The organism is Lacticaseibacillus paracasei subsp. paracasei (genome assembly GCF_000829035.1).
GTDB lineage: Bacteria > Bacillota > Bacilli > Lactobacillales > Lactobacillaceae > Lacticaseibacillus > Lacticaseibacillus paracasei.
Genome location: NZ_AP012541.1, coordinates 1,124,032 through 1,142,854, shown reverse-complemented (window position 1 = coordinate 1,142,854; position 18,823 = coordinate 1,124,032). Strand labels below are relative to the sequence as shown.

The 18,823-nt window shown below is 45.8% G+C and carries 18 protein-coding genes, 2 tRNA genes and 1 pseudogene; 12 read left to right on the top strand and 9 right to left on the bottom strand.

All coding sequences use genetic code 11. From position 1 onward, the window contains the following. Nucleotides 1-259 precede the first annotated feature (259 nt). The 4 genes from LBPC_RS05690 to LBPC_RS05675 form a co-directional block, all read right to left on the bottom strand. Nucleotides 260-2,146, bottom strand: a complete 1,887-nt coding sequence (locus LBPC_RS05690; RefSeq protein WP_003564926.1) for an ABC transporter ATP-binding protein — start codon at nucleotides 2,144-2,146, stop codon at nucleotides 260-262. Next, entirely contained in the window at nucleotides 2,146-3,876 is a 1,731-nt protein-coding gene (locus LBPC_RS05685) for an ABC transporter ATP-binding protein (RefSeq protein ID WP_003569941.1), read from the bottom strand. Before LBPC_RS05685 ends, LBPC_RS05690 begins: the two co-directional genes overlap by 1 nt. A 56-nt stretch (nucleotides 3,877-3,932) precedes the next feature. Continuing rightward, on the bottom strand, nucleotides 3,933-4,583 hold the full coding sequence (locus tag LBPC_RS05680; RefSeq protein ID WP_003569939.1) for a TetR/AcrR family transcriptional regulator: 651 nt from the start codon (nucleotides 4,581-4,583) through the stop codon (nucleotides 3,933-3,935). A gap of 183 nt (nucleotides 4,584-4,766) precedes the next feature. Continuing rightward, a complete protein-coding gene (locus LBPC_RS05675) occupies nucleotides 4,767-5,489 on the bottom strand; it encodes a histidine phosphatase family protein (RefSeq protein ID WP_003661194.1) in 723 nt (240 codons plus the stop codon). A gap of 150 nt (nucleotides 5,490-5,639) precedes the next feature. Here LBPC_RS05675 and LBPC_RS05670 point away from each other — a divergent pair, with 150 nt between their 5' ends. Continuing rightward, nucleotides 5,640-5,975, top strand: a complete 336-nt coding sequence (locus LBPC_RS05670) for a hypothetical protein (protein WP_003569937.1) — start codon at nucleotides 5,640-5,642, stop codon at nucleotides 5,973-5,975. Continuing rightward, nucleotides 5,968-6,153 carry a hypothetical protein gene (locus LBPC_RS05665; RefSeq protein ID WP_003564917.1) on the top strand — a complete coding sequence of 62 codons (186 nt, stop codon included), beginning with the start codon at nucleotides 5,968-5,970 and terminating at the stop codon, nucleotides 6,151-6,153. The genes LBPC_RS05670 and LBPC_RS05665 overlap by 8 nt, the downstream gene beginning before the upstream one ends. Before the next feature lie 82 nt (nucleotides 6,154-6,235). Here the strand turns inward: LBPC_RS05665 and LBPC_RS05660 are convergent. Next, nucleotides 6,236-6,306: transfer RNA gene (locus LBPC_RS05660), tRNA-Gln, on the bottom strand. A gap of 126 nt (nucleotides 6,307-6,432) precedes the next feature. Between LBPC_RS05660 and LBPC_RS05655 the strand changes: the two genes are divergently transcribed. The 3 genes from LBPC_RS05655 to LBPC_RS05645 all read left to right on the top strand — a co-directional run bounded on the left by LBPC_RS05655 (nucleotide 6,433) and on the right by LBPC_RS05645 (nucleotide 9,983). Then, entirely contained in the window at nucleotides 6,433-7,863 is a 1,431-nt protein-coding gene (locus LBPC_RS05655; RefSeq protein WP_003564915.1) for a C69 family dipeptidase, read from the top strand. A gap of 119 nt (nucleotides 7,864-7,982) precedes the next feature. Next, a complete protein-coding gene (locus LBPC_RS05650) occupies nucleotides 7,983-8,585 on the top strand; it encodes a TMEM175 family protein (RefSeq protein WP_025376173.1) in 603 nt (200 codons plus the stop codon). A 204-nt stretch (nucleotides 8,586-8,789) separates the two neighbouring features. Continuing rightward, on the top strand, nucleotides 8,790-9,983 hold the full coding sequence (locus tag LBPC_RS05645) for an MDR family MFS transporter (protein WP_016383663.1): 1,194 nt from the start codon (nucleotides 8,790-8,792) through the stop codon (nucleotides 9,981-9,983). Between the two features lie 182 nt (nucleotides 9,984-10,165). On the opposite strand, the gene LBPC_RS16970 is transcribed toward LBPC_RS05645, so the two are convergent. Then, on the bottom strand, nucleotides 10,166-10,312 hold the full coding sequence (locus tag LBPC_RS16970) for a hypothetical protein (protein WP_003564909.1): 147 nt from the start codon (nucleotides 10,310-10,312) through the stop codon (nucleotides 10,166-10,168). 200 nt (nucleotides 10,313-10,512) lie between these two features. Between LBPC_RS16970 and LBPC_RS05635 the strand changes: the two genes are divergently transcribed. Then, nucleotides 10,513-10,995, top strand: coding sequence for a TspO/MBR family protein (locus LBPC_RS05635; protein WP_003661199.1), 483 nt, complete (start codon nucleotides 10,513-10,515; stop codon nucleotides 10,993-10,995). Between the two features lie 670 nt (nucleotides 10,996-11,665). Here the strand turns inward: LBPC_RS05635 and LBPC_RS05625 are convergent. The 3 genes from LBPC_RS05625 to LBPC_RS05615 form a co-directional block, all read right to left on the bottom strand. Then, a tRNA-Glu gene (locus LBPC_RS05625) sits at nucleotides 11,666-11,737 on the bottom strand. Between the two features lie 152 nt (nucleotides 11,738-11,889). Beyond that, nucleotides 11,890-12,357: a nucleoside deaminase gene (locus LBPC_RS05620; protein WP_003569926.1), complete on the bottom strand. Its 468-nt coding sequence runs from the start codon at nucleotides 12,355-12,357 to the stop codon at nucleotides 11,890-11,892. A 112-nt stretch (nucleotides 12,358-12,469) separates the two neighbouring features. Next, nucleotides 12,470-13,387: a Gfo/Idh/MocA family protein gene (locus tag LBPC_RS05615; protein ID WP_003661200.1), complete on the bottom strand. Its 918-nt coding sequence runs from the start codon at nucleotides 13,385-13,387 to the stop codon at nucleotides 12,470-12,472. 386 nt (nucleotides 13,388-13,773) lie between these two features. Here LBPC_RS05615 and LBPC_RS05610 point away from each other — a divergent pair, with 386 nt between their 5' ends. The 6 genes and pseudogenes from LBPC_RS05610 to LBPC_RS17165 all read left to right on the top strand — a co-directional run bounded on the left by LBPC_RS05610 (nucleotide 13,774) and on the right by LBPC_RS17165 (nucleotide 18,633). Next, the gene (locus tag LBPC_RS05610) at nucleotides 13,774-14,937 is read left to right on the top strand and encodes a glycosyltransferase (RefSeq protein ID WP_016376791.1); all 1,164 of its coding nucleotides are present in this window, start codon (nucleotides 13,774-13,776) and stop codon (nucleotides 14,935-14,937) included. Nucleotides 14,938-15,074: 137 nt separating this feature from the next. Further along, nucleotides 15,075-15,824: a sunset domain-containing protein gene (locus tag LBPC_RS05605; RefSeq protein ID WP_003564898.1), complete on the top strand. Its 750-nt coding sequence runs from the start codon at nucleotides 15,075-15,077 to the stop codon at nucleotides 15,822-15,824. After that, a complete protein-coding gene (locus tag LBPC_RS05600) occupies nucleotides 15,821-16,672 on the top strand; it encodes a DNA/RNA non-specific endonuclease (RefSeq protein ID WP_003587710.1) in 852 nt (283 codons plus the stop codon). Before LBPC_RS05605 ends, LBPC_RS05600 begins: the two co-directional genes overlap by 4 nt. Nucleotides 16,673-16,752: 80 nt before the next feature. Next, nucleotides 16,753-17,283, top strand: coding sequence for a hypothetical protein (locus LBPC_RS05595; protein WP_003594215.1), 531 nt, complete (start codon nucleotides 16,753-16,755; stop codon nucleotides 17,281-17,283). A gap of 182 nt (nucleotides 17,284-17,465) precedes the next feature. After that, complete coding sequence (locus LBPC_RS05590; protein WP_016365291.1) at nucleotides 17,466-17,753, top strand: putative quinol monooxygenase; 288 nt, start codon at nucleotides 17,466-17,468, stop codon at nucleotides 17,751-17,753. A gap of 101 nt (nucleotides 17,754-17,854) precedes the next feature. Then, nucleotides 17,855-18,633: pseudogene (locus tag LBPC_RS17165) on the top strand (DUF1828 domain-containing protein). Nucleotides 18,634-18,823 lie beyond the last annotated feature (190 nt).

Below are 18,823 nucleotides of genomic sequence, written 5' to 3'. Positions count from 1 at the left end.
GGGCTCAGCCGTGGAAACAACACAGCGACGGTCCTTGGAGCTGATGTTGTTAGGCGACTTTGAGATCGCGCTGCTTTTTGCGAGCTCAAAACGCCGTCACTGCTCTAGCTACGCGTCGCCACCCCGTCTGGCCGGAGATTGCGGCGTTTGGCACGGCAAGGAACTTTTAGCCTAGCACCCGCCTACGATTATTCGGAATTTAACGAATCACAAGTCCTACAAGGAAATTATGGCTCACGCTCGTCCCTACAAATCAGCCTTAAATAGCAACATTACCGCTAAATTGACTGTTATACAGATCAGCGTAGAAGCCGTTTTTGGCCATGAGTTCATCATGGTTGCCGGTTTCAACAATCGAACCATGATCCATCACGATGATGTTGTCAGCGTCGCGAATCGTGGAAAGTCGATGTGCAACAACAAAACTGGTGCGATTCGTCAACAGTCGGTTCATGGCATGCTGAATATGAATTTCAGTTCGGGTATCAACTGAACTGGTTGCTTCATCAAGAATCAGAATCTCAGGATCGGCGACAAACGCACGCGCAATCGTCAGCAATTGCCGTTGCCCTTGAGAAATATTTGAAGCCTCTTCATTCAGAATCGTGTTATAGCCATCTGGCAACTGCCGGACAAAGTTATCAACGTGCGCCGCCTTGGCAGCCGCAAGCACTTCATCGTCTGTCGCATCTTCTCGACCATACTTCAAATTATCCCAAATGGTACCGGTAAACAGCCACGTATCCTGAAGCACCATAGCAAAATGCGAGCGAACTGCCTCTCGCTTCATATCACGCGTGTCTGTCCCGTTCAAGCGAATCGAACCGCCACTGATGTCGTAGAAACGTTCCAGCAAGTTGATGATCGTGGTTTTGCCGGCCCCAGTTGGTCCAACAATGGCCACCATTTGCCCTGGTTTCACTTGTAAATTGTAATCCTTCAACAGCAGCATATCCGGTGTATACCCAAATTGTACGTGATCCATCACTAATTTGTTCGGATCATTTGCGACTGCTGGCACACCAGACGGCTCGTCTTGCATGTCCTGTTCGTCCAGAACAGCAAAGATTCGTTCGGCACTGGCAATCGTTGACTGAATCGTGTTAGCCAAGTTGGCCAATTGTGAAATCGGCTGAGAGAACTGTTGCATGTATTGCAGGAAAGCTTGCACATTCCCCAGTGTAATGGCACCGTTGGCAACTTCGATACCACCCATGATTGCTACAAAAACATAACCGATGTTGTTCAGGAAGATCATGAGCGGCATGATGATCCCAGAAACAAACTGGGCCTTCCAAGCCGCATTATAAAATGCTTGGTTCTGACCTTCAAAATCGCGGACTTCATCGTCTTCACGGTTGAAACTCTTGATGATGACTTGGCCGCCATAAGTTTCTTCAACTTGGTTATTCAGCAACCCTAAGGCTTTCTGCTGAGCAGCGAAGAACCTTTGTGACTTAGGCGCAACGATCCCGACCACAATCAGGCCAAGCGGAATCGTCACCAAAGCAATCAGCGTGAGTTTCCAAGAGATCGTCAACATCATCCAGATCGTCCCGACAAACATCACAGCACTTGTCACCATTTGTGTCAGACTTTGCTGCAAAGTTGAGGCGATATTGTCCATATCATTAATCGCCCGCGACATGATATCACCGTTGCTGTGCGTGTCGTAATACTTAATCGGCACAGTTTTCATCTTGTACTTCAAATCTTTTCGCAGTTGATAAACCGTGTTCTGCGAAATTCGGGTCATAATGAACTGCTGCAGGAAACTGAACAGTGCACTGCCCAAATACAAGACTAGGACGATTAAGATAATCTGTTTGATCTTGTCAAAATCAACTGGATAAGTGCCAACTGACATGCCAGCTTTTTGTTCAGCTTGCCCCTTCATGACGCCTTTAAAAATTTCAGTTGTGGCTTCCCCTAAAATTTTCGGCGTGCGAATCTGAAAGACGGTTGAGGCAATCGCCAAAACCAGTACGGCAATGATCCCAATCAGCCGATTGCGCATGTAACCAAACAAACGCGCCGTCGTGCCCCAGAAATTCTTCGGCTTTTCAACGAGACCGGCACGGCCGCCTGGACCCATCCGAGGGCCGGACGGCTGCTTCGTGGTTTCAGACTTTTTTTGATCTGCCATTATTGCTCGTCTCCTTCCCGAATCTGTGACTTGATAATCTCCTGATAAGTCGTGTTGGTGGCCTTCAACTCAGCATGTGTCCCCTTGCCGACCATCTTACCTTCATCCAACACGACAATCGTGTCCGCATCGGCGACGGTTGATACTCGCTGACCAACAATGACAACGACTTTTGTCTGGATTTTAGCATCGGCCTTTAAAGCGGCCCGCAAATTAGCATCGGTTTTAAAGTCTAGCGCAGAGAATGAATCATCAAAGACATAAACAGATGCATCCTTGACCAAAGCACGCGCAATGGCTAACCGTTGACGTTGCCCGCCAGAGAAATTACCGCCGCCTTGTTCAACTTGATAGTCCAGGCCTTCTGGATTGGCCGCGATGAAATCTTTAGCTTGGGCAATTTCAAGGGCATGCCAGATTTGATCATCGGTTGCCTCATCATTCCCATATTTCATGTTATCGCGCACCGTTCCGGTGAAAAGATTGGCTTTCTGCGGTACGAAAGCCACAGCTTCATGCAGCTTCTTCAAATCAACGGCTTTCACGTCCTCGCCGTCAACTCGAACATGCCCTTTTTCTGCATCGTAGAACCGAGGAATCAGATTGACCATCGTCGTTTTCCCACTCCCGGTTCCGCCAATAATCGCCAGCGTCTCACCACCAGTGACCTGCACATCAATATCACTCAAGGCTGGCTCTTCCGCATGGTGATAACGGAATTGGACGTGATCAAACTGCAGTGCAGGATGGGTAGTGTCTAACGACTTTGGTGAGGTTGGCGTCGTAATCCGACTATGTTGATCCAAAACTTCATTCAAACGAACCGCAGAAGCCTGCGCCCGCGGAATGAACACAAAGATCATAGAAAGCATCATGAAACTCATTAAAATCTGCATTGCATACGTCATGAACGCAATCAGATTCCCAGTTTCAAGTGCTTGTTGCGCGATCAAATGGCCGCCCCACCAAGTAATGCCAATGTTCGTGCCACTCATAATCAACGTCATCACTGGGAAAACCGCAGCGATGATTGAAAAGACCTTCACGGCATTGTGCGTGTAATCTTGGTTAACCGTTTCAAACCGATTTTGTTCAAAATCATCTTGACGGAAGGCACGAATGACCCGAACGCCAGTCAAACCTTCCCGGAAAACTAAGTTAATGTTATCGGTCTTCTTCTGCATAGCCTTAAACAACGGCACAGCAAAATACATAATAATCAATAGGAAAAAGGCTAATAATGGCAGACTAATCAAGAAAACCATGGTCAGGGTATGACTCTTTTGATAAGCCAAAAAGCTTGCCCCGATGAGCATGATTGGTGCCATGATCATCATTCGCAAGATCATCATCCAAACGTTTTGAATTTGGGTGACGTCGTTCGTTGTCCGGGTGATCAAAGAGCTTGTGCCGACCTTGTCCATCTCATCGTGAGAATAGTTAATGACCTTGCGATAGACGTCGGAACGTAATTTTTGTCCCAGTTTTTGCGATGTCTGCGACGCAAGAAAAACATTTCCCACGCTCGCAAGAATACTGAGCAAGGCAAACAGGATCATTTTCATCCCGGTTGCCCAAATGTAATCAATATCGCCTTTGGCAACCCCATTGTTAACAATATCGGCTGTCAAGTTTGGTAAGTACAGGTTGCTCATCACCTGAACAATCATGAACAGGACGGCGCCGATGACGGCCCAGCCAGACATGCGTTTTTTTGCAAGCTTAAGCATAATTTCCTCCTAACACGTGCATTAGATCGCAATTGCGGTCGACCGTCTTGCACAATTTAATGACGTTCCCCTTCACTGGCAACGCCGTACTGCAACCAGTCCAGAATTTGATTGGTGCGTTGCTTCAACTCAGCAACGGTCACCTCTTTACCTTTAGTCTGGCGTGAATAAAAATAGCCGATTGTCTGCATGAACATCCCGACAATCTGACGAATGAGCAAACTGACATCATCGTCGCTTTTGATTCGTAACTGACGACGATCAATATTTGCCAGCAAATACTGATGTATCTCATGATGCCCACGGGGCCGCTCAGCTAAAGGTGATCCGGCCATTTTTGAGGCACTGTGGAAATCCATATGCAAAAAGACATTGCGATAAAGTGCTGCATGCGGACCTTGAACCAGCGCATCAATCGTCAGCCCAAAAAATTCTGACATAGCGGCAAAAAGATCCCCGTGATGTTTGGCCATCACCTGTTGCAAAGCAGCAACTGCGCGATGCCGCACTTGTTCCAATAAATAAAAATAAAGATCGGCTTTGTCATCAAAATATTGATAATAACTACCGCGCGGAATCCCTGCATCCTTTATAATATGACTAATACTAGCATCATTAAATGGTGCGCGGGCAAACTCTTTATTAGCGGCATCCATTAGACGTTTTTGCTTTGCTTCCGGTAACCGAAAAAACGTTGGTTTCGGCATGACGGCCTCCTTTCACGGATATGACAATTTGTCATGTGACAAGCTGTCATTATAGTCGCGGTTGTTTTAAAATGCAATCAAAAAACGACAAATTCAGTCGAAGGTCTGAGGTTGTCGTTTTAACAAAATTCTTATTATTGGAACATGACTGGTTGCTGTTAAATAACCATTCAGTCCAAGAAATCACTTTGGCGACTGATCCGAGGCAGCATCGGGTGCCGTTGATGTTGCGGAGCCGCGAAGTGCCAAAATGTCGCGTTCACGAGTTAAATTAACGCCGCGCACCTGCCACTGCTTCTCTGTGATGTCAACCCGCGTCACACTGGTATTCTTCAACAGCATAAACGGCAAGTCCTCTGGCGCCAGCTGATAAATCAACGCACTCAGTAACATACCGTGCGAAACAACTAGAAGGTCACTGTTATCCGGGCTTTGGGCGATCACTTGGGTAAAAGCCTGATGGACACGAGCAATCAAATCCGGTAAGTCCTCTGCCTGATGGGTCGGATCTGCTTCTCGAATTGACCGCACGAGTCCAGCAAAACGCTCCGACCCGCGCCAAGCCCGAAAAGCGGCAGCCACCCCAAATTGACGAATCGTGCGGGTGATGACGGCGTTACCAGAATCACCTTCTAAGCCGCCAAAATAATATTCACGTAAGGCGGACAATTGAATCAGTGGCGGTTGCGGCTGATGACCAGCAATAATCCGATGAGCGGTTTCAATTGTCCTGCCGCGATCACTGGTAAAGACTTTTGCAAAAGGCACTGGCCGTAGCAACTCGCCTAATCGGTCGGCAGCGGCGCGTCCCTTAGCCGTCAACGCCGCATCTGTGATGCCTTGCAATTGTCGTGCCGCGTTCATAGGCGTTTCGCCATGTCTAACCAAATATAGCCTTATCGTCATGTCTATCACTCCTTCAGTCCGTGCACCTATGCCATCTCATCATCATTGTCGCATCGTGACTGTCCAGTGCGCATTCTCGCTTAACGCACACACTTCTCCTTTCCATGGTATCATGAAACCCGTAAGCATTTCTGAATGGAGGCCTTTTTTGTGATCAACGCAGCCATCATGATACTGGCATATGCCCATGCCCATCCGCAAAGTTATCAGGTTCGCACGGTACCTTATCAAAATGTCGCCAGTATTCTTTTAGACGACCGTGTGTTGTTTCCTGAACAATCACTCTTTTTCCCACCAAATCGGTTACGGGTTATCCGTTTGCCAGAACATTTTGCATTCAATAATCCTGAGTTAGGTGCATGGTTATTAAGCCTGCTGCCTGAATTGAGTGAAGACGCTGAGCAGGCTTCAACTAATAATATGTGGTTAACCACGAGCCACCTGACCAAGGCACGGCGCCTGCTCATTGAGGTGTCATTTGAATAATGCTGTCAAAGCCGTCTTCACCCGTGGCCTGCGCGCGGTGCTGATGGCTTTCTTCCTTTTCATCGCACGCGCTTTTTTAACTTGGCCATGGCTGTCCTTCATCATCGGCGCTTTTCTGCTTTATGGCTGTCTTTGTTTTGGCTACGCTGCCTTTTTAGCTTGGACCCAGCGCTCATAACCGGGATTAAAATGATTTAGACGAAAAAAAGATGCTGTGAACAAACAAGTATGTCTGTTCACAGCATCTTTTAATATCGCGCTTGGGTAGATAGGGATCGAACCTATGATTATGGATTCAGAGTCCACTGCGTTACCACTTCGCTACTACCCAATAACTTAACAACGAGTAATATCTTAAAAAATTTTTGCGCACTTGTCAACGTCTTTTTTTATGAAGGTGCAAAATACCTGATTCTGGCGTAAACTATTACCAATACTTAAGAAGTGAGGCGCAAGAATGAAAATTGAATCTGCATGCACCTCGATTCTGGTCGGTAAGAAGGCCAGCATCGATGGTTCAACGATGATCGCACGTAACGACGACACCTTCAGTCCCCTAACACCACAACGTTTCTATATGCACGCGGGCTGGAAAGGCGAGAAATCGCTGCACGTTAAATCACCTTTGAACGGTTTCGAAGCAGACTTGCCGGAGAACGGCTATCGCTATAATGCTGTCCCAAATGTTGAGAACGATAAACTCGGTGATTACGAGGAAAGCGGGATCAACGAACGCAATGTCGCGATGTCAGCCACCGAAAGTACTTACGGCAATGAACGGGCGTTGGGGTTTGATCCGTTGGTTAAAGATGGGCTTGATGAAGACTTGATCGTCAACATGGTGCTGCCATTCATCGAATCTGCTCGTCATGGGGTTGAGTATCTGGGTCAACTCATCAAGCAATACGGCTCTCCTGCTGGCAACTCGGTGTTGTTTTCCGACAAAGATAATGTCTGGTATATGGAAATCGTGACTGGCCATCATTGGGTTGCACAGCGCATTCCTGATGATGCCTACGCGATTGCTGCTAATCAGGTTGCTATCCAGCAAGTTGACTTTGATGATACCGACAATTTTGTCTGGAGTGAAGGTATTCAAGAATTCGTCGATGCGCATCACCTGAACACCGACAAAGAAGGTTGGAACTTCCGCCACATTTTCGGCACGATGAATGAAAAGGATCGTCACTACAACACGCCGCGTGTGTGGTATGGTCACAAAATTCTGAATCCAGAAATCGAAGCTGATCCCGAATCGGCCGAATTGCCATTCATCATGCATACCGATCACCTGATCAACCGTGAAGACATTGCCCAAATCCTCGGCAGCCATTACAACGAGACGCCATTTGATCCTTATGGTCATGGTAGTGATGCCGATCGTTTCCGTTACCGGCCAATCGGCTTGAACCGTACGCAAAATTCACACATTTTGCAGCTACGCCGTGATGTCAATGAAGGACTTGCTGCCATTATGTGGCTAGCGATTGGCATGCCGACTTTCAGCCCGTATGTACCGTTTTATTGCAACGCCAACGATACCGATCCAAGCTACTCTAAAACGCCGAAAACATTCGATATTGATGCCGATTCAGCTTACTGGCTGCATCGCCTCTTGGATGTGTTAGTCGAAGCGCATTACACCCAGTTTATTCAAGCAGATCGCGATTATTTAACTGCCCTGAATCGTGACTATCGTGAAATGATCCAAGCCACCGACGACGGTGCCAAGGATCTTGGAGATAAAGAGTTGACGCAGTATTTAACTGAAGCCAATTACAAGTTAGTTGATCACACCAAGCAAGCTACTAAAGCTTTGATTAACAACTATGTCATGGAAAGTTTAAAACTGTCGAAGTTAACGTTTAATATGGATAAAAATCTTTAAGTTATAAGCGAATGACATCAAGCGGTCCGAATCTTGCGGCCGCTTTTTTGCTGACAACTTCTTACAACCGATCCGGCATACCTCACCCAAATGGCAATCAAAAGGAGGCATTGATCGCTATGTCAAAATCTCGTATCGAAGCGTTTAGCGATGGCGTGTTTGCCATTTTAATCACTATTTTGGTGCTTGAATTTCATCCCGTTGCTGGCCGACCAGGGACGCTGTTGCACCAAGTAACCGGACAAATGCCATTATTAATCACTTACCTCACCTCTTATTTTTACGTCGGTACCTTGTGGCTTTTCCACCACGACTACTTTACTCATGTTAAGAGAACCACCACGGCGCTGAATATTTTGAATCTCATCCTGTTATTCACCGCAACGTTAATCAACTACAGCATGTCACTGGTTGCAATGGCGTTACGAACCTTGAATCATGCTGACATGCAGGTAGCGTTTATTGTCTACGACATTGTCGGTCTCTTAATTTCGCTTTCTTATTGGTTGATTTATCATTACCTAAGCACCCATCCACAACTCACCGATCATGGCATCACCAGTCCTACACAACGTATCGATCCGTTAATCAGTGGCTTAATTTATGGTAGTTCCATTTTGGTCAGTTGGCTGAACGTTTGGATCGCTGGCGTCTTGCTACTACTTGGTATCGTCTTCCATTTCATCGCTTATTTACGCATGCGCCTGCCTGCTATGCATTAAGGTTTTGGGACATGTTGCCAAGTCTCTATTCTTTTCCTTTTCTGACCCACAAAATGTGTCTGCGTTTATTTTCAATCATGAAAGCATCCCCCAAAATAGGTTTGACCGCCCGATCACACTTGACGTAACATGGCATTATTGTCTTAAACACAGGCAGCAAGCGGCTCCGTGCCTTGCAATTATTTTAAAAAGGGGGCGTTACCCTTGGTGCGCGAAATTCAGTTACGCTGGTTACTGACAGGTGCCTTACTTAGTAGCATTGGCATGAGTTTCATCTGGCCTTTAACCAGCATTTATTTGCATAATCGCCTAGACATTTCGCTAACTGTCATCGGTGTCGTTTTACTGCTAAATTCGCTTGGGAGCGTCGTCGGCAGTATCATTGGCGGACGTCTGTACGACCAAGGCGACCCCTACCGCCTTGCTTTGTTTGGGGTGGGGCTCACCGGCTTGGTCTTGATCGGTTTGACCTTGTGGCACGGCTGGCCAGCCTACAGCATTTGGCTGACCTTACTGGGCATTGGCTCAGGGTGGAACATTACGATGGTGAATTCACTCGGCACAAGCATCCGATCAAAAGACGGCCGCTATGTCTTCACGATGCTCTACTTTGCGCAAAATGTCGGTGTTGTGGTTGGCACTGCGTTGGTTGGGTTTGTTTATGATATCAGCATTACCCTACTTTTTTTGATTGCGGTTGTGTTATATGGCATTTTCTTTGGGATCGTCCTAATCAAATTCCGACCGGCGGCAAAAACAGCGCAACCGACACGAAAAGAAACGACGACCGAAACACCAAAGCCGAGTTTGCCTGGTGCAAACAAGCTGATGTTGACCACTTTCTTTTTTGCCTTGCTCATCTTTTGGCTCATGTATCAACAATGGTCATCCAATTTGTCCGTCTACATGACTGGACTAGGCATTCCGTTACGCAATTACAGTTTCCTGTGGACCTTGAATGCCGCTTTAATCGTCGTCATTCAACTCTTTTTAAACTGGTTCAACGAACACGTCAACGGCATTCAGATTATCTATCAAATTCTTTTTGGTCTCGTGATGGTTGCCATCTCATTTCTCATTCTGATCACCGCGCACACATATGCGCTTTTCATGATCGCAATGATTGCTTTGACAACTGGCGAAGCGACCGCATCCCCTGCTATTCCTGCACTCGTTAACGATCTGACTCCGCGTGAAATCAAAGGCCGCTACCAAGGTTTCGTCAATTCTTGGGGTTCCGTTGGTCGCGCACTCGGGCCATTATTCGGCGGTCTAATCATCGACTGGCTCAGCTATCGCAGTTTGTTCATCATTGCCGCAGTCGGTGTGTTTGTGCTAGTCGCTGTGCTTATCGTTGTTTGGATCCGAACTCGGCGGCGATTGGTGCGATATCAGTAATCCGAATCGAACTACTTGGAAACGCAGGCTTAAATCCATTTATCGAAAAGCTACGGCGTTGTCTGACGAATTGAATTGGGAATGCACTAGAAAATGCCTTACCACGAACCTTTTAGGAAAATAAGCGCCACTAAAAAATCAGGTCGTGGGTTCTCGCAAGTGCGAAAGTCCACGACCTGATTTTATGCAGCTTTGTTGTCTGTTGAATCCTTCAAGTTCTTAATAGCCTCTTCAACCGTCCGACCAGTTCCAAAATGGTTCTGATCATGTGCGTCAATTGCTACAAACAACTGGTTTTTAGTGTCTAATTGTAATCGATATTGCATCATGATGATCGCCTCGCTTAATCAAACTTCTGGCCTGCCAAAGCCTTCAAGCAGGCTCTACCCTTATCATAGAACTTATGTCAAGGCAGTTTCTGGATCAGTAACCGCCTTTGACAATCAATGATTGACGCACCTTATCAAATGCGTGATATTAACACAATTAATAATGAGCATGCTAAACTCAAAAAAGGAGGTAATTGCTTATGCAAATAAAAAGAAATATCAACTGGTTTCATCTCATTTTGAGCATCGTCGTCGTTGAACTTATTGGGTCCCTTTCCGGTCTACTCGCAGGTAATATCAAGGGCATCTATACATCCTTAAAGTTGCCGCCACTTTCACCACCAGCCGCTGTCTTTGGACCAGTATGGATCATCCTCTACTTATTAATTGGCGTCGCTGGTTACTTAGTCATCAAAGACACGACATCGCGTACCCAAAAAACCATCAATCTCAGTCTTTTTGGCAGTCAACTGCTTCTAAACTTCATTTGGAGCATCGTGTTTTTCGGCGGCAATAGCTATTGGCTCGGACTGATCATCATTATAGTGCTTGATTTGGTTGTCCTTGCCTGCACACTCGCCTTTCGCAATGTGAATAAACTGGCAGCCTACCTGTTTGTGCCATACTTTGTTTGGATTTTATTTGCAACCTATTTGACGTTAGGAGTGGCGATGATGAATTAGTGGCTTGCTGACCAATATTTTAAAATAACTACGCAACCAAGATACTAAAAGAAGCTAGCCACGAGGGTTAGCTTCTACACCAGTCTTCCAGACCGTGTCGAGGTCATCGGGGTACCCTCCCGATGGCCTCTTTTCAATATTTATAATGTATCAACAGTGACTTTTTTTGTCAACTTTAAGGTTAAATTTGTGTGATCTACGCTGGTTACTCTGACTGGTATATTGCGAAGCGTCTTGGTTACAGCAGTTTAAAGGAACTTCACCGCATGTACGGCCATGTCTTCACGCAAATGCAGGCCGAAGCTGACACCTAGTTGCGGGTGTCAATCGGTCAAGAGTATCTTGGAAAAAAAGGACAAAGTAGTAAAAATGCCTTCAAAAGACTGAAAACATCATCGGTCGCTACATTCCGTGCTGGACGCTAGATTCAGCGATCATTAGGGGACTTCTAAAAACTCAATGCATTTATCACCGCCCAAAACCCTTGAGGCACAATAGTTTCCACGTTTCAGGGGGATTTGCCTTTTTCCACGAATACTTGTTCGTGAAAGTCCCCGATCAATGCCCCCTAAGTTATCCCTTTTAGTCCTTTCTCCCCAAAACAAAAACCCCCGAAACACCATTCTAAAGGCATTTCGAGGATTTCATTTGTTCTTATTTGTTCTATTTCTCACCCGTACGGGATTCGAACCCGTGTTTCCGCGCTGAGAACGCGGCGTCTTAACCCCTTGACCAACGGGCAATGAGTGGCGCTTAATATCGTACCTAAATTATTCTACAGGAAAGTGCGAAAATGTCAAATACATTTTGACAGCACTTGGTGACAACTGATGCGGGTTTTCGCTTTTCCCTGTCAGTCATTTTGGCTAATGATAGATGATGCCACTCGTGTTGCTAATAAAGTTTCTTTTGAGCCGATTGATAGTCTTTGAATGCCCCGATCGTCAACTCGCGATCATGTTGGGTCAGAGCAAGCATGTCGCCTTTCAAGCCGGCATTGATGAAATCATAGATAGCGGCATCGCGAAAGCCAATTGCCGCAGCATCGTCTGCTGTGTTGCCATAGTATACCTGCTTAATGTTGGCCCAGATAATGGCGCTGAGACACATGGGACATGGCATGGCAGATGTGTAGAGTTCACAGCCGGTTAAGTCATGTGTGCCAAGTGCCTGGCCAGCTTTTCGAATCGCCGTGATCTCGCCATGGGCGGTTGGGTCGTGATCGACCAGCACTTGATTATGCGCGCGGCTGACAACTTTACCATCTTTGATGATCACACAACCAAACGGACCGCCATCGCTACCATTGACGTTTGCCTTGGCTTCTTCATTGGCCATTGCCATAAATTCTTTTCGATACATAAGCGATTCCCTCCAAAAAGACAGCACTCACCATGCCAAAAATTCACTAGCGAGCATTTTCTTGATGGCATCCGAATGATTAGATGCCTTATATCCCAAAATCCACGACAACTTAAGCCTTGATCTGATTAACCAAATCCGCAACAACTGCGTGCGCCAATTGACTAGTAGCTGGTGACACCGGGTTTTTCCCTTCTGGATCCGCCACAGCCTGAACAAAGGCCTGAACCATTGGCTGAAAACCGCGCGTTGTTAACATCGGCTGCCAATCAGGCGCGAATGTCTGCGTTGCCCCGCCACGTCCGTAAACGACGAGTTGATCAAGATTCTGCACACGCTGAACGCCACTTGGAGCCGCAACCTGAGCTTCTTCAAGATTGGTACCTGCTTGTAAGTCAATCCCGGCTTCACCGCGGATGCCCGGTGCGGTGAAAATCACACTAGCTTGCTGCAGTTTACCATCATCGCCGGTATGCAATGAATATCGGGTATTTGGTTTTTCTGGATAGCCTGCCAACATTAAGGCCGTATCTACCGGATGAATAAAGAGATCCCAGAGTGCATGTTCTGGATCGTCAGGGGCATCAATCCGATTTTTGTCAACGCGAACGCCGGTTTTATCATCGACTTCAGCCAAGTCCTGAATCATAGGCGCAAATCGTCGATTGAATCCAACCGTTAGCAGCACGTGCTGGGTATCGGCTAAATCATATAATTCATTGATTTGGCCCATATCTGTGGCAAGTGGTTTATCAACAAAAACGTTGACGCCTTTTTCCAGAAAATGTTTCACATACTGATAATGGGTTTCCGTTGGCGTGTGGATCATGACGGCATCGAGCGGTTGCGCATCCAAATCCTCTAAAGTCGTGCCCGCAATCGCGAGTCCGTCTTGTGTTGCCAATTGTTGCAATTTATCGTCGTTGCGGGTGCTCAGTACCCAGTGCACTTGATTCTGCATTTGTGTGTAAACTGGCAGATATGCTTTCTGCGCAATCGTACCAAGTCCCATGACACCAATCGTTAACATCGTTTCACCTGTTCTTTCATGACAAAATAATTTACTTTCACACTAGCACAGGCCCCTGTCAGGGTAAAGATAAGCATTCGTAATGATCCGCCTGCCTAGTCAAATGCCACTATTATTAACACAGTATACCACTGGTCCTGTCCTTCTATTTTACGCCTCTCCGTTCTTAACAACCATTCAGCGACAACTTGAAAACTTTCAAAAAGAAGTTTACGGTTATTATGTAAACTAAAATAAAGTAGCCGCTTTTGTACGCTGCTTGAGCCTACACGGATCGTCACACCAAACGCGAGATGACAATTGGTCCGCTCTTCTTTTTTCTACTCAAATTTAAGCAACGCCTAAAGCGACACAAAGTACCATTAATCATACAAGGAGGACTCGTTGTGAAACCTGCAAAAACTAAGTTTAGTGATGCCCCTGATGGCAGTATTCATCAATATGATCAGATTTTGAAATATTTTAATGATCAACCAGCCGATCAAACGAAACCGCGTGGTAATCGGATCACATTTGTCACAACCGGCATTATCGGTTTTGATGGCGGTCAAACAACGATGCTGCATCTAGGTACGCTGCTGGCCAACGCCGGTTACGATGTCTACTATTTAAGCTATGTCCCACAAAGCCAAGACGAAATGATTCAGAATGCTGAATTTAATTATCCCGGTTACAAAGGAACCTGTCTGCCAATGGGCGAACTTGAGTCCCATCGTTCCGATATTTGGGTCGCCACGTTATGGGAATCCGTTTATGTGATCAAGAACAAACCGGGGTACAAAATGTATTTTGTTCAAGATTACGAACCGTATTTCTATCCATATGGCGATCGCTATCAGATGGCGCGACGAACTTACAGTCTAGGCCTGCACATGGTATCGCTTGGTCCATGGTGTGCCCACATGATCACCATGCATTGCAAGGTTCACAGTCCTATTGATGTGATTAACTTTCCTGTCGATGTCGCACGGTATCCATTCAAGGAACGCGACATGGGACCTTATCAACAAAAGAAGCAAATCAAGCTTGCTGTCTATACCAAGTGGAGCAGCCCGCGGCGCGCACCCATCAACATTCAGATTGTCCTCGAAAATTGCCGCCAGTTACTGAGCGCCAAAGGAATCGATCTCAAAATTCAATACTTCGGTACCGGCCGCAGCAAACGATTCATCAATGGTGAAAGCCTTGGTAAGCTGACTCCCCCGGAATTAAATCGACTTTACCAAAGTGCTGATTTCGGGATCGCGCCATCTATGACCAATTTTTCGCTTGTCCCTTATGAAATGATGAGCACTGGCCTGCCACTCATTGATTTTAAGGAAGGCACAGGAAGCTACTTCTTGAAAGACGGGACCTATTTTGCCAGTCACCTTGATGAACGAGATCTGGCCAAAACGCTTGCAAATGCTTGTGCCAACCCTGACACGATCAGCAACCAAGTCCAAAATGGTCAAGCCTTTCTTAAAACGATCGGCTGGGACCGGACTGAAAAAGACATGCTGGCGATCATTGCAAACTTGTATGCTAATGTCGATGTGGTCAAATCCTAAAAAAACTGACTGTGAAGCTAGCTCGGCGCTTGTCGCCGGGCTTTTTTTCTGGGAAAATAAACCTTGGTAATGATCAACATTATTTTTTTCTACTCAGAATAGTTAATGTTGGTATTAAAAACTTTGGAGGGAACATTATGTCAACACTGGGAAATATTTTTGTGTTGCTCGGATTAGTTGGTTCCGTATGGGGCATCATTCGGCTACTTCGACAGCGCAAACATCCCCTGACCAAACGCTTGAATTTGATCATGCTGATTGGCGGCATCATTTTAGTGATTGTCGGCAGTCCGATGGCAAACACCAAGGCAGCATCCGGATCACCGCATCAATCGTCGTCAGTCAGCAAAACGAAGGCGCTGACTGCCAAACAACAAAGCCGCCTCGACGCGGAAAAGGCGCATGGCAAAATTCTGCTAGCAGTAAAAGCCAAGAAAGTAGCCGAACTAAAGGCACTTAAGAAGGAAGAAGCTAGCTTAGAATCTGAAGCAAGTTCACAGGCAGCGGCTTCCAGTGTTGCTGCCGCATCATCATCCAGAGCAGCTTCTGAGGCGGCTTCCAAGGAGGCATCGGCGAGCCAAGTTGCCGCGTCTGAACAAGCCGCCGCAGCATCATCGCAAGCAGCTGCCGCAACACAAGCAGCCAAACAAGCCGAGGAGGCACAAAAGTCAGCCGCTAACCAACAAGCCACTCAGCCACAACAACAGGCCCCCGCTAAAAGCGGAGATTTGTATACAGGTAACCAAGGCACCATCATCGGAAACAGCCGCAGCAAAATTTACCATGTGCCTGGTCAAGCTGGCTATCACATGAATTCAGCCAACGCGGTTTACTTCAATTCAGAAGCTGATGCACAAGCAGCTGGTTATCGAAAGGCCTTACGATGAGAAAAAATAAATTACTTCAACTTTTCATGCCGCTGGCCGTTGTTGTTCTTCTTCTCGGCGGTTGCAGTACAACTAATAGTCGTTCAGTAAAGTCAGCTGGCGATCCAGTTGCCAGCCAAACCAAGGCTAACAAAAAGACGCAGTCAGCTATCAGCAGCCTTGATTCAGAACTGACGGAAAAACGCAAAGAGATTACCGATCTCAAAGCCAAGTTAGCGAAAACACAACCTGCTGCAAGTGAATCATCAACAAGTGCTGCTGCCACGACAGCGTCCGATCTCGCCAATCTTGACTATACTGGCCAACAAGAAATCATTGTCAACAAAAATAATCCTGCATTCACTGATGCTGATCTATCTACTGCCAAAGGTGCTTGGGCAACTTATTCTGATCTCGATGGTCAAAATCGCGTGACAGATGCAAATGCGCTTTTAAATAAATCACTCATGCCAACAGCCAAGCGTGAACCACTCACATGGAACCCAACTGGCTGGCACAACAAGAAAACCGCGCATGGTTGGCTGTACAATCGCAGCCATCTTATTGGTTATCAATTAACCGGCGAAAACAACAACCCCAAGAACCTTATGACCGGCACGCAAACCCTTAATACACCACTCATGCTGGCTCATGAGATGGATATCGCTTATTACCTCAAACAAAGTACCAGCCATTATGTCCGCTACGAAGTCAAACCAATTTTCCGTGGCAATGAATTAGTGGCTCGTGGTGTTCAGATGCGTGCGCAAAGTATTGGTGACAATCAAGTCTATTTTAATGTTTACATTTTTAATATTGAACCTGGTTATACAATCAACTATGCTGATGGGACAAGCACTAAGAATTAAAATCTATCAGCGTCACTTAAAGCCGTTAGACGTCATAACAGTCGAAACGGCTTTTTTGATTCAGTTTTTGGAGGTCCCTGATGACAAATCAAATCTTTTTTGACGGTATCCTGCTTCTTTTAACAATCGGTGCCATCACAGAAATAACTGGTGTCGTTAAAGTCATAAAAGCAAAACGTCCGACAAAAGGTGCCAATTCTTATCAAGTTGTCATGTTATCGGCAAAAATGTTGAAAACATTTCCTGAAGAAATGAAACGGGCCCAAAAAGTCGCTTTGCTGCTTCGCCTTAACTTATTCAGTCTGAGTGCCTGCATCGGTTTACTGATTGCTGGCATCTACCAACTTAATGTCTACGCTGACCCAACCGTTTGCCGTGTAAGCGCTTGGCTAACGGTAATTGTCACCATCACTTTGATTTATCTAAGCTGTCAGTCATACACAATCTCACGTCACATGATGGAGAAGTATTTCGAAATATCACCGTCGAGCAAAGAAGACATCCTCCCCTTCTCACTTGAACAAGGTCACCGCAGTTTTATCGGTAGGATCACGGCCCTATTTGGCTTGTTAATCATGGACGCAGCATTTGTGCTGATGGTGATTTTTTAGACTTAAACACATCATTGACACCGCCCATGTACGCTGCTTTTTAAAATTGATACAATCTGAATCACTCCGTATAATAGGCACCAAGTACTGATGCAAAAAGAAGCTAGCCATGGATCGAAAACGTTTCTTGGCGACCCAGCTTCCATTATCATATGACATACACAAAAAATGGAGGATTTAAAATGAAAATCATTAATGTCAAACTTGTCGTCAAACCAGATCGTGATGCAGCATATCGGCAATTCATCGCCGCTTTGGTCCAAGGTTCACGTGCGGAACAAGGGAACCTTAGCTACGATCACTATCAAAGTCTCACCACTCCGAATGAATATGAAATTATCGAACATTGGCGAGATGCTGAAGCGGTTGAAAGTCATAATGGGACGGCGCATTTTCAAAAGTTTTTGGCTGGAATCAATGAATTTCTGACTGAGGATTTAGAAATATTGCGCATGAATGACCGTGCTTAATTTTTCAATCAAACACCATAAACGATTGTTTGGACAATGTCATCGTTAAATCCTTAACCGTGCAAAGGCTGTCTTCGTACAGAACAAGAAAGAGGCAAATCATGGACATGCCAACAATTGAAGCCTTAAAAAGGGCTCGCATTAAGTGGTTAGATGTATCGTTTTCTTATAAGGACAAGAACCACTTCATTGAGATTCGCACGCCGTTTCCAGACATGTTTCATGATAATATTTCTCTGGTTTTATACAAAGACGCTGATGGCAATTTGATGCTGAGTGATGATGGTTATACCATGGACGAACTTGGAACCTTAGGATTTGACACGAACACATCAGTTAAAAGAAAGAAGTATTTCAATGACACTCTCCTTTCCTTCGGCGTTCAATATGCCCAACTGGTGAGCTAGCTATCAAAATACCTCTCCTCTCCAAATATGCACAGGCAGAATTACAGCTTATTCAATGCATCACGCAGGTTGGCGATATGCTCGCAACTTCAAGAGATAGAACCAAAGACTTATTTCTAGAAGACGTTGTCAACTTCTTAATTAACAGCGATATTTCGGTCAATACAAATGTTAAATACACAGGTCAAAGTGGCAATAACATCAACTTTGAGATTCTGATTGGTCGAACGAAAACAACCTCCGCTAAGGCATTAAAACTAGTGAATAATCCAACTGGAAATGCCTACAAAGAACCAATCTTTTCAATTACAGATGTACGTTCATTTAATGATGAAATTAAGTTCTACTTGCTCGCAAACGATCTGGAACGTAATATTTCGCCAAGCTTTCAGTCGGCAGCAGAGGGTTACAATATCACGCTGTTGCCATGGTCTCAAAAAGCCAGTTGGATTGGTCAGTTGAGGCTGGCTTGAAGTAGCATTGCCAAAACACTTTTCTAAGACCTAATAGCACTAACGGACACGAACTAGTTCGCAACAAGCGTTCTCAACCGCTGATATTAATATGCCAACTAGATATTGGGTCAATATATGGATATAGGCTTGATTTCGCGATGTCGTTTATCACCCGCTGAAATCACACCGTGTTTTTAGTCTATACACC

Excerpts from the sequence above, each read along its gene's own strand:
- LBPC_RS05635 (WP_003661199.1), top strand. The coding sequence starts at position 10,513 with ATGCAAATAAAAAGAAATATCAACTGGTTTCATCTCATTTTGAGCATC.
- LBPC_RS05685 (WP_003569941.1), bottom strand. The coding sequence starts at position 3,876 with ATGCTTAAGCTTGCAAAAAAACGCATGTCTGGCTGGGCCGTCATCGGC.
- LBPC_RS05650 (WP_025376173.1), top strand. The coding sequence starts at position 7,983 with ATGTCAAAATCTCGTATCGAAGCGTTTAGCGATGGCGTGTTTGCCATT.
- LBPC_RS05595 (WP_003594215.1), top strand. The coding sequence starts at position 16,753 with ATGACAAATCAAATCTTTTTTGACGGTATCCTGCTTCTTTTAACAATC.
- LBPC_RS16970 (WP_003564909.1), bottom strand. The coding sequence starts at position 10,312 with ATGATGCAATATCGATTACAATTAGACACTAAAAACCAGTTGTTTGTA.
- LBPC_RS05655 (WP_003564915.1), top strand. The coding sequence starts at position 6,433 with ATGAAAATTGAATCTGCATGCACCTCGATTCTGGTCGGTAAGAAGGCC.
- LBPC_RS05590 (WP_016365291.1), top strand. The coding sequence starts at position 17,466 with ATGAAAATCATTAATGTCAAACTTGTCGTCAAACCAGATCGTGATGCA.
- LBPC_RS05675 (WP_003661194.1), bottom strand. The coding sequence starts at position 5,489 with ATGACGATAAGGCTATATTTGGTTAGACATGGCGAAACGCCTATGAAC.
- LBPC_RS05615 (WP_003661200.1), bottom strand. The coding sequence starts at position 13,387 with ATGTTAACGATTGGTGTCATGGGACTTGGTACGATTGCGCAGAAAGCA.
- LBPC_RS05620 (WP_003569926.1), bottom strand. The coding sequence starts at position 12,357 with ATGTATCGAAAAGAATTTATGGCAATGGCCAATGAAGAAGCCAAGGCA.
- LBPC_RS05690 (WP_003564926.1), bottom strand. The coding sequence starts at position 2,146 with ATGGCAGATCAAAAAAAGTCTGAAACCACGAAGCAGCCGTCCGGCCCT.
- LBPC_RS05605 (WP_003564898.1), top strand. The coding sequence starts at position 15,075 with ATGTCAACACTGGGAAATATTTTTGTGTTGCTCGGATTAGTTGGTTCC.
- LBPC_RS05600 (WP_003587710.1), top strand. The coding sequence starts at position 15,821 with ATGAGAAAAAATAAATTACTTCAACTTTTCATGCCGCTGGCCGTTGTT.
- LBPC_RS05680 (WP_003569939.1), bottom strand. The coding sequence starts at position 4,583 with ATGCCGAAACCAACGTTTTTTCGGTTACCGGAAGCAAAGCAAAAACGT.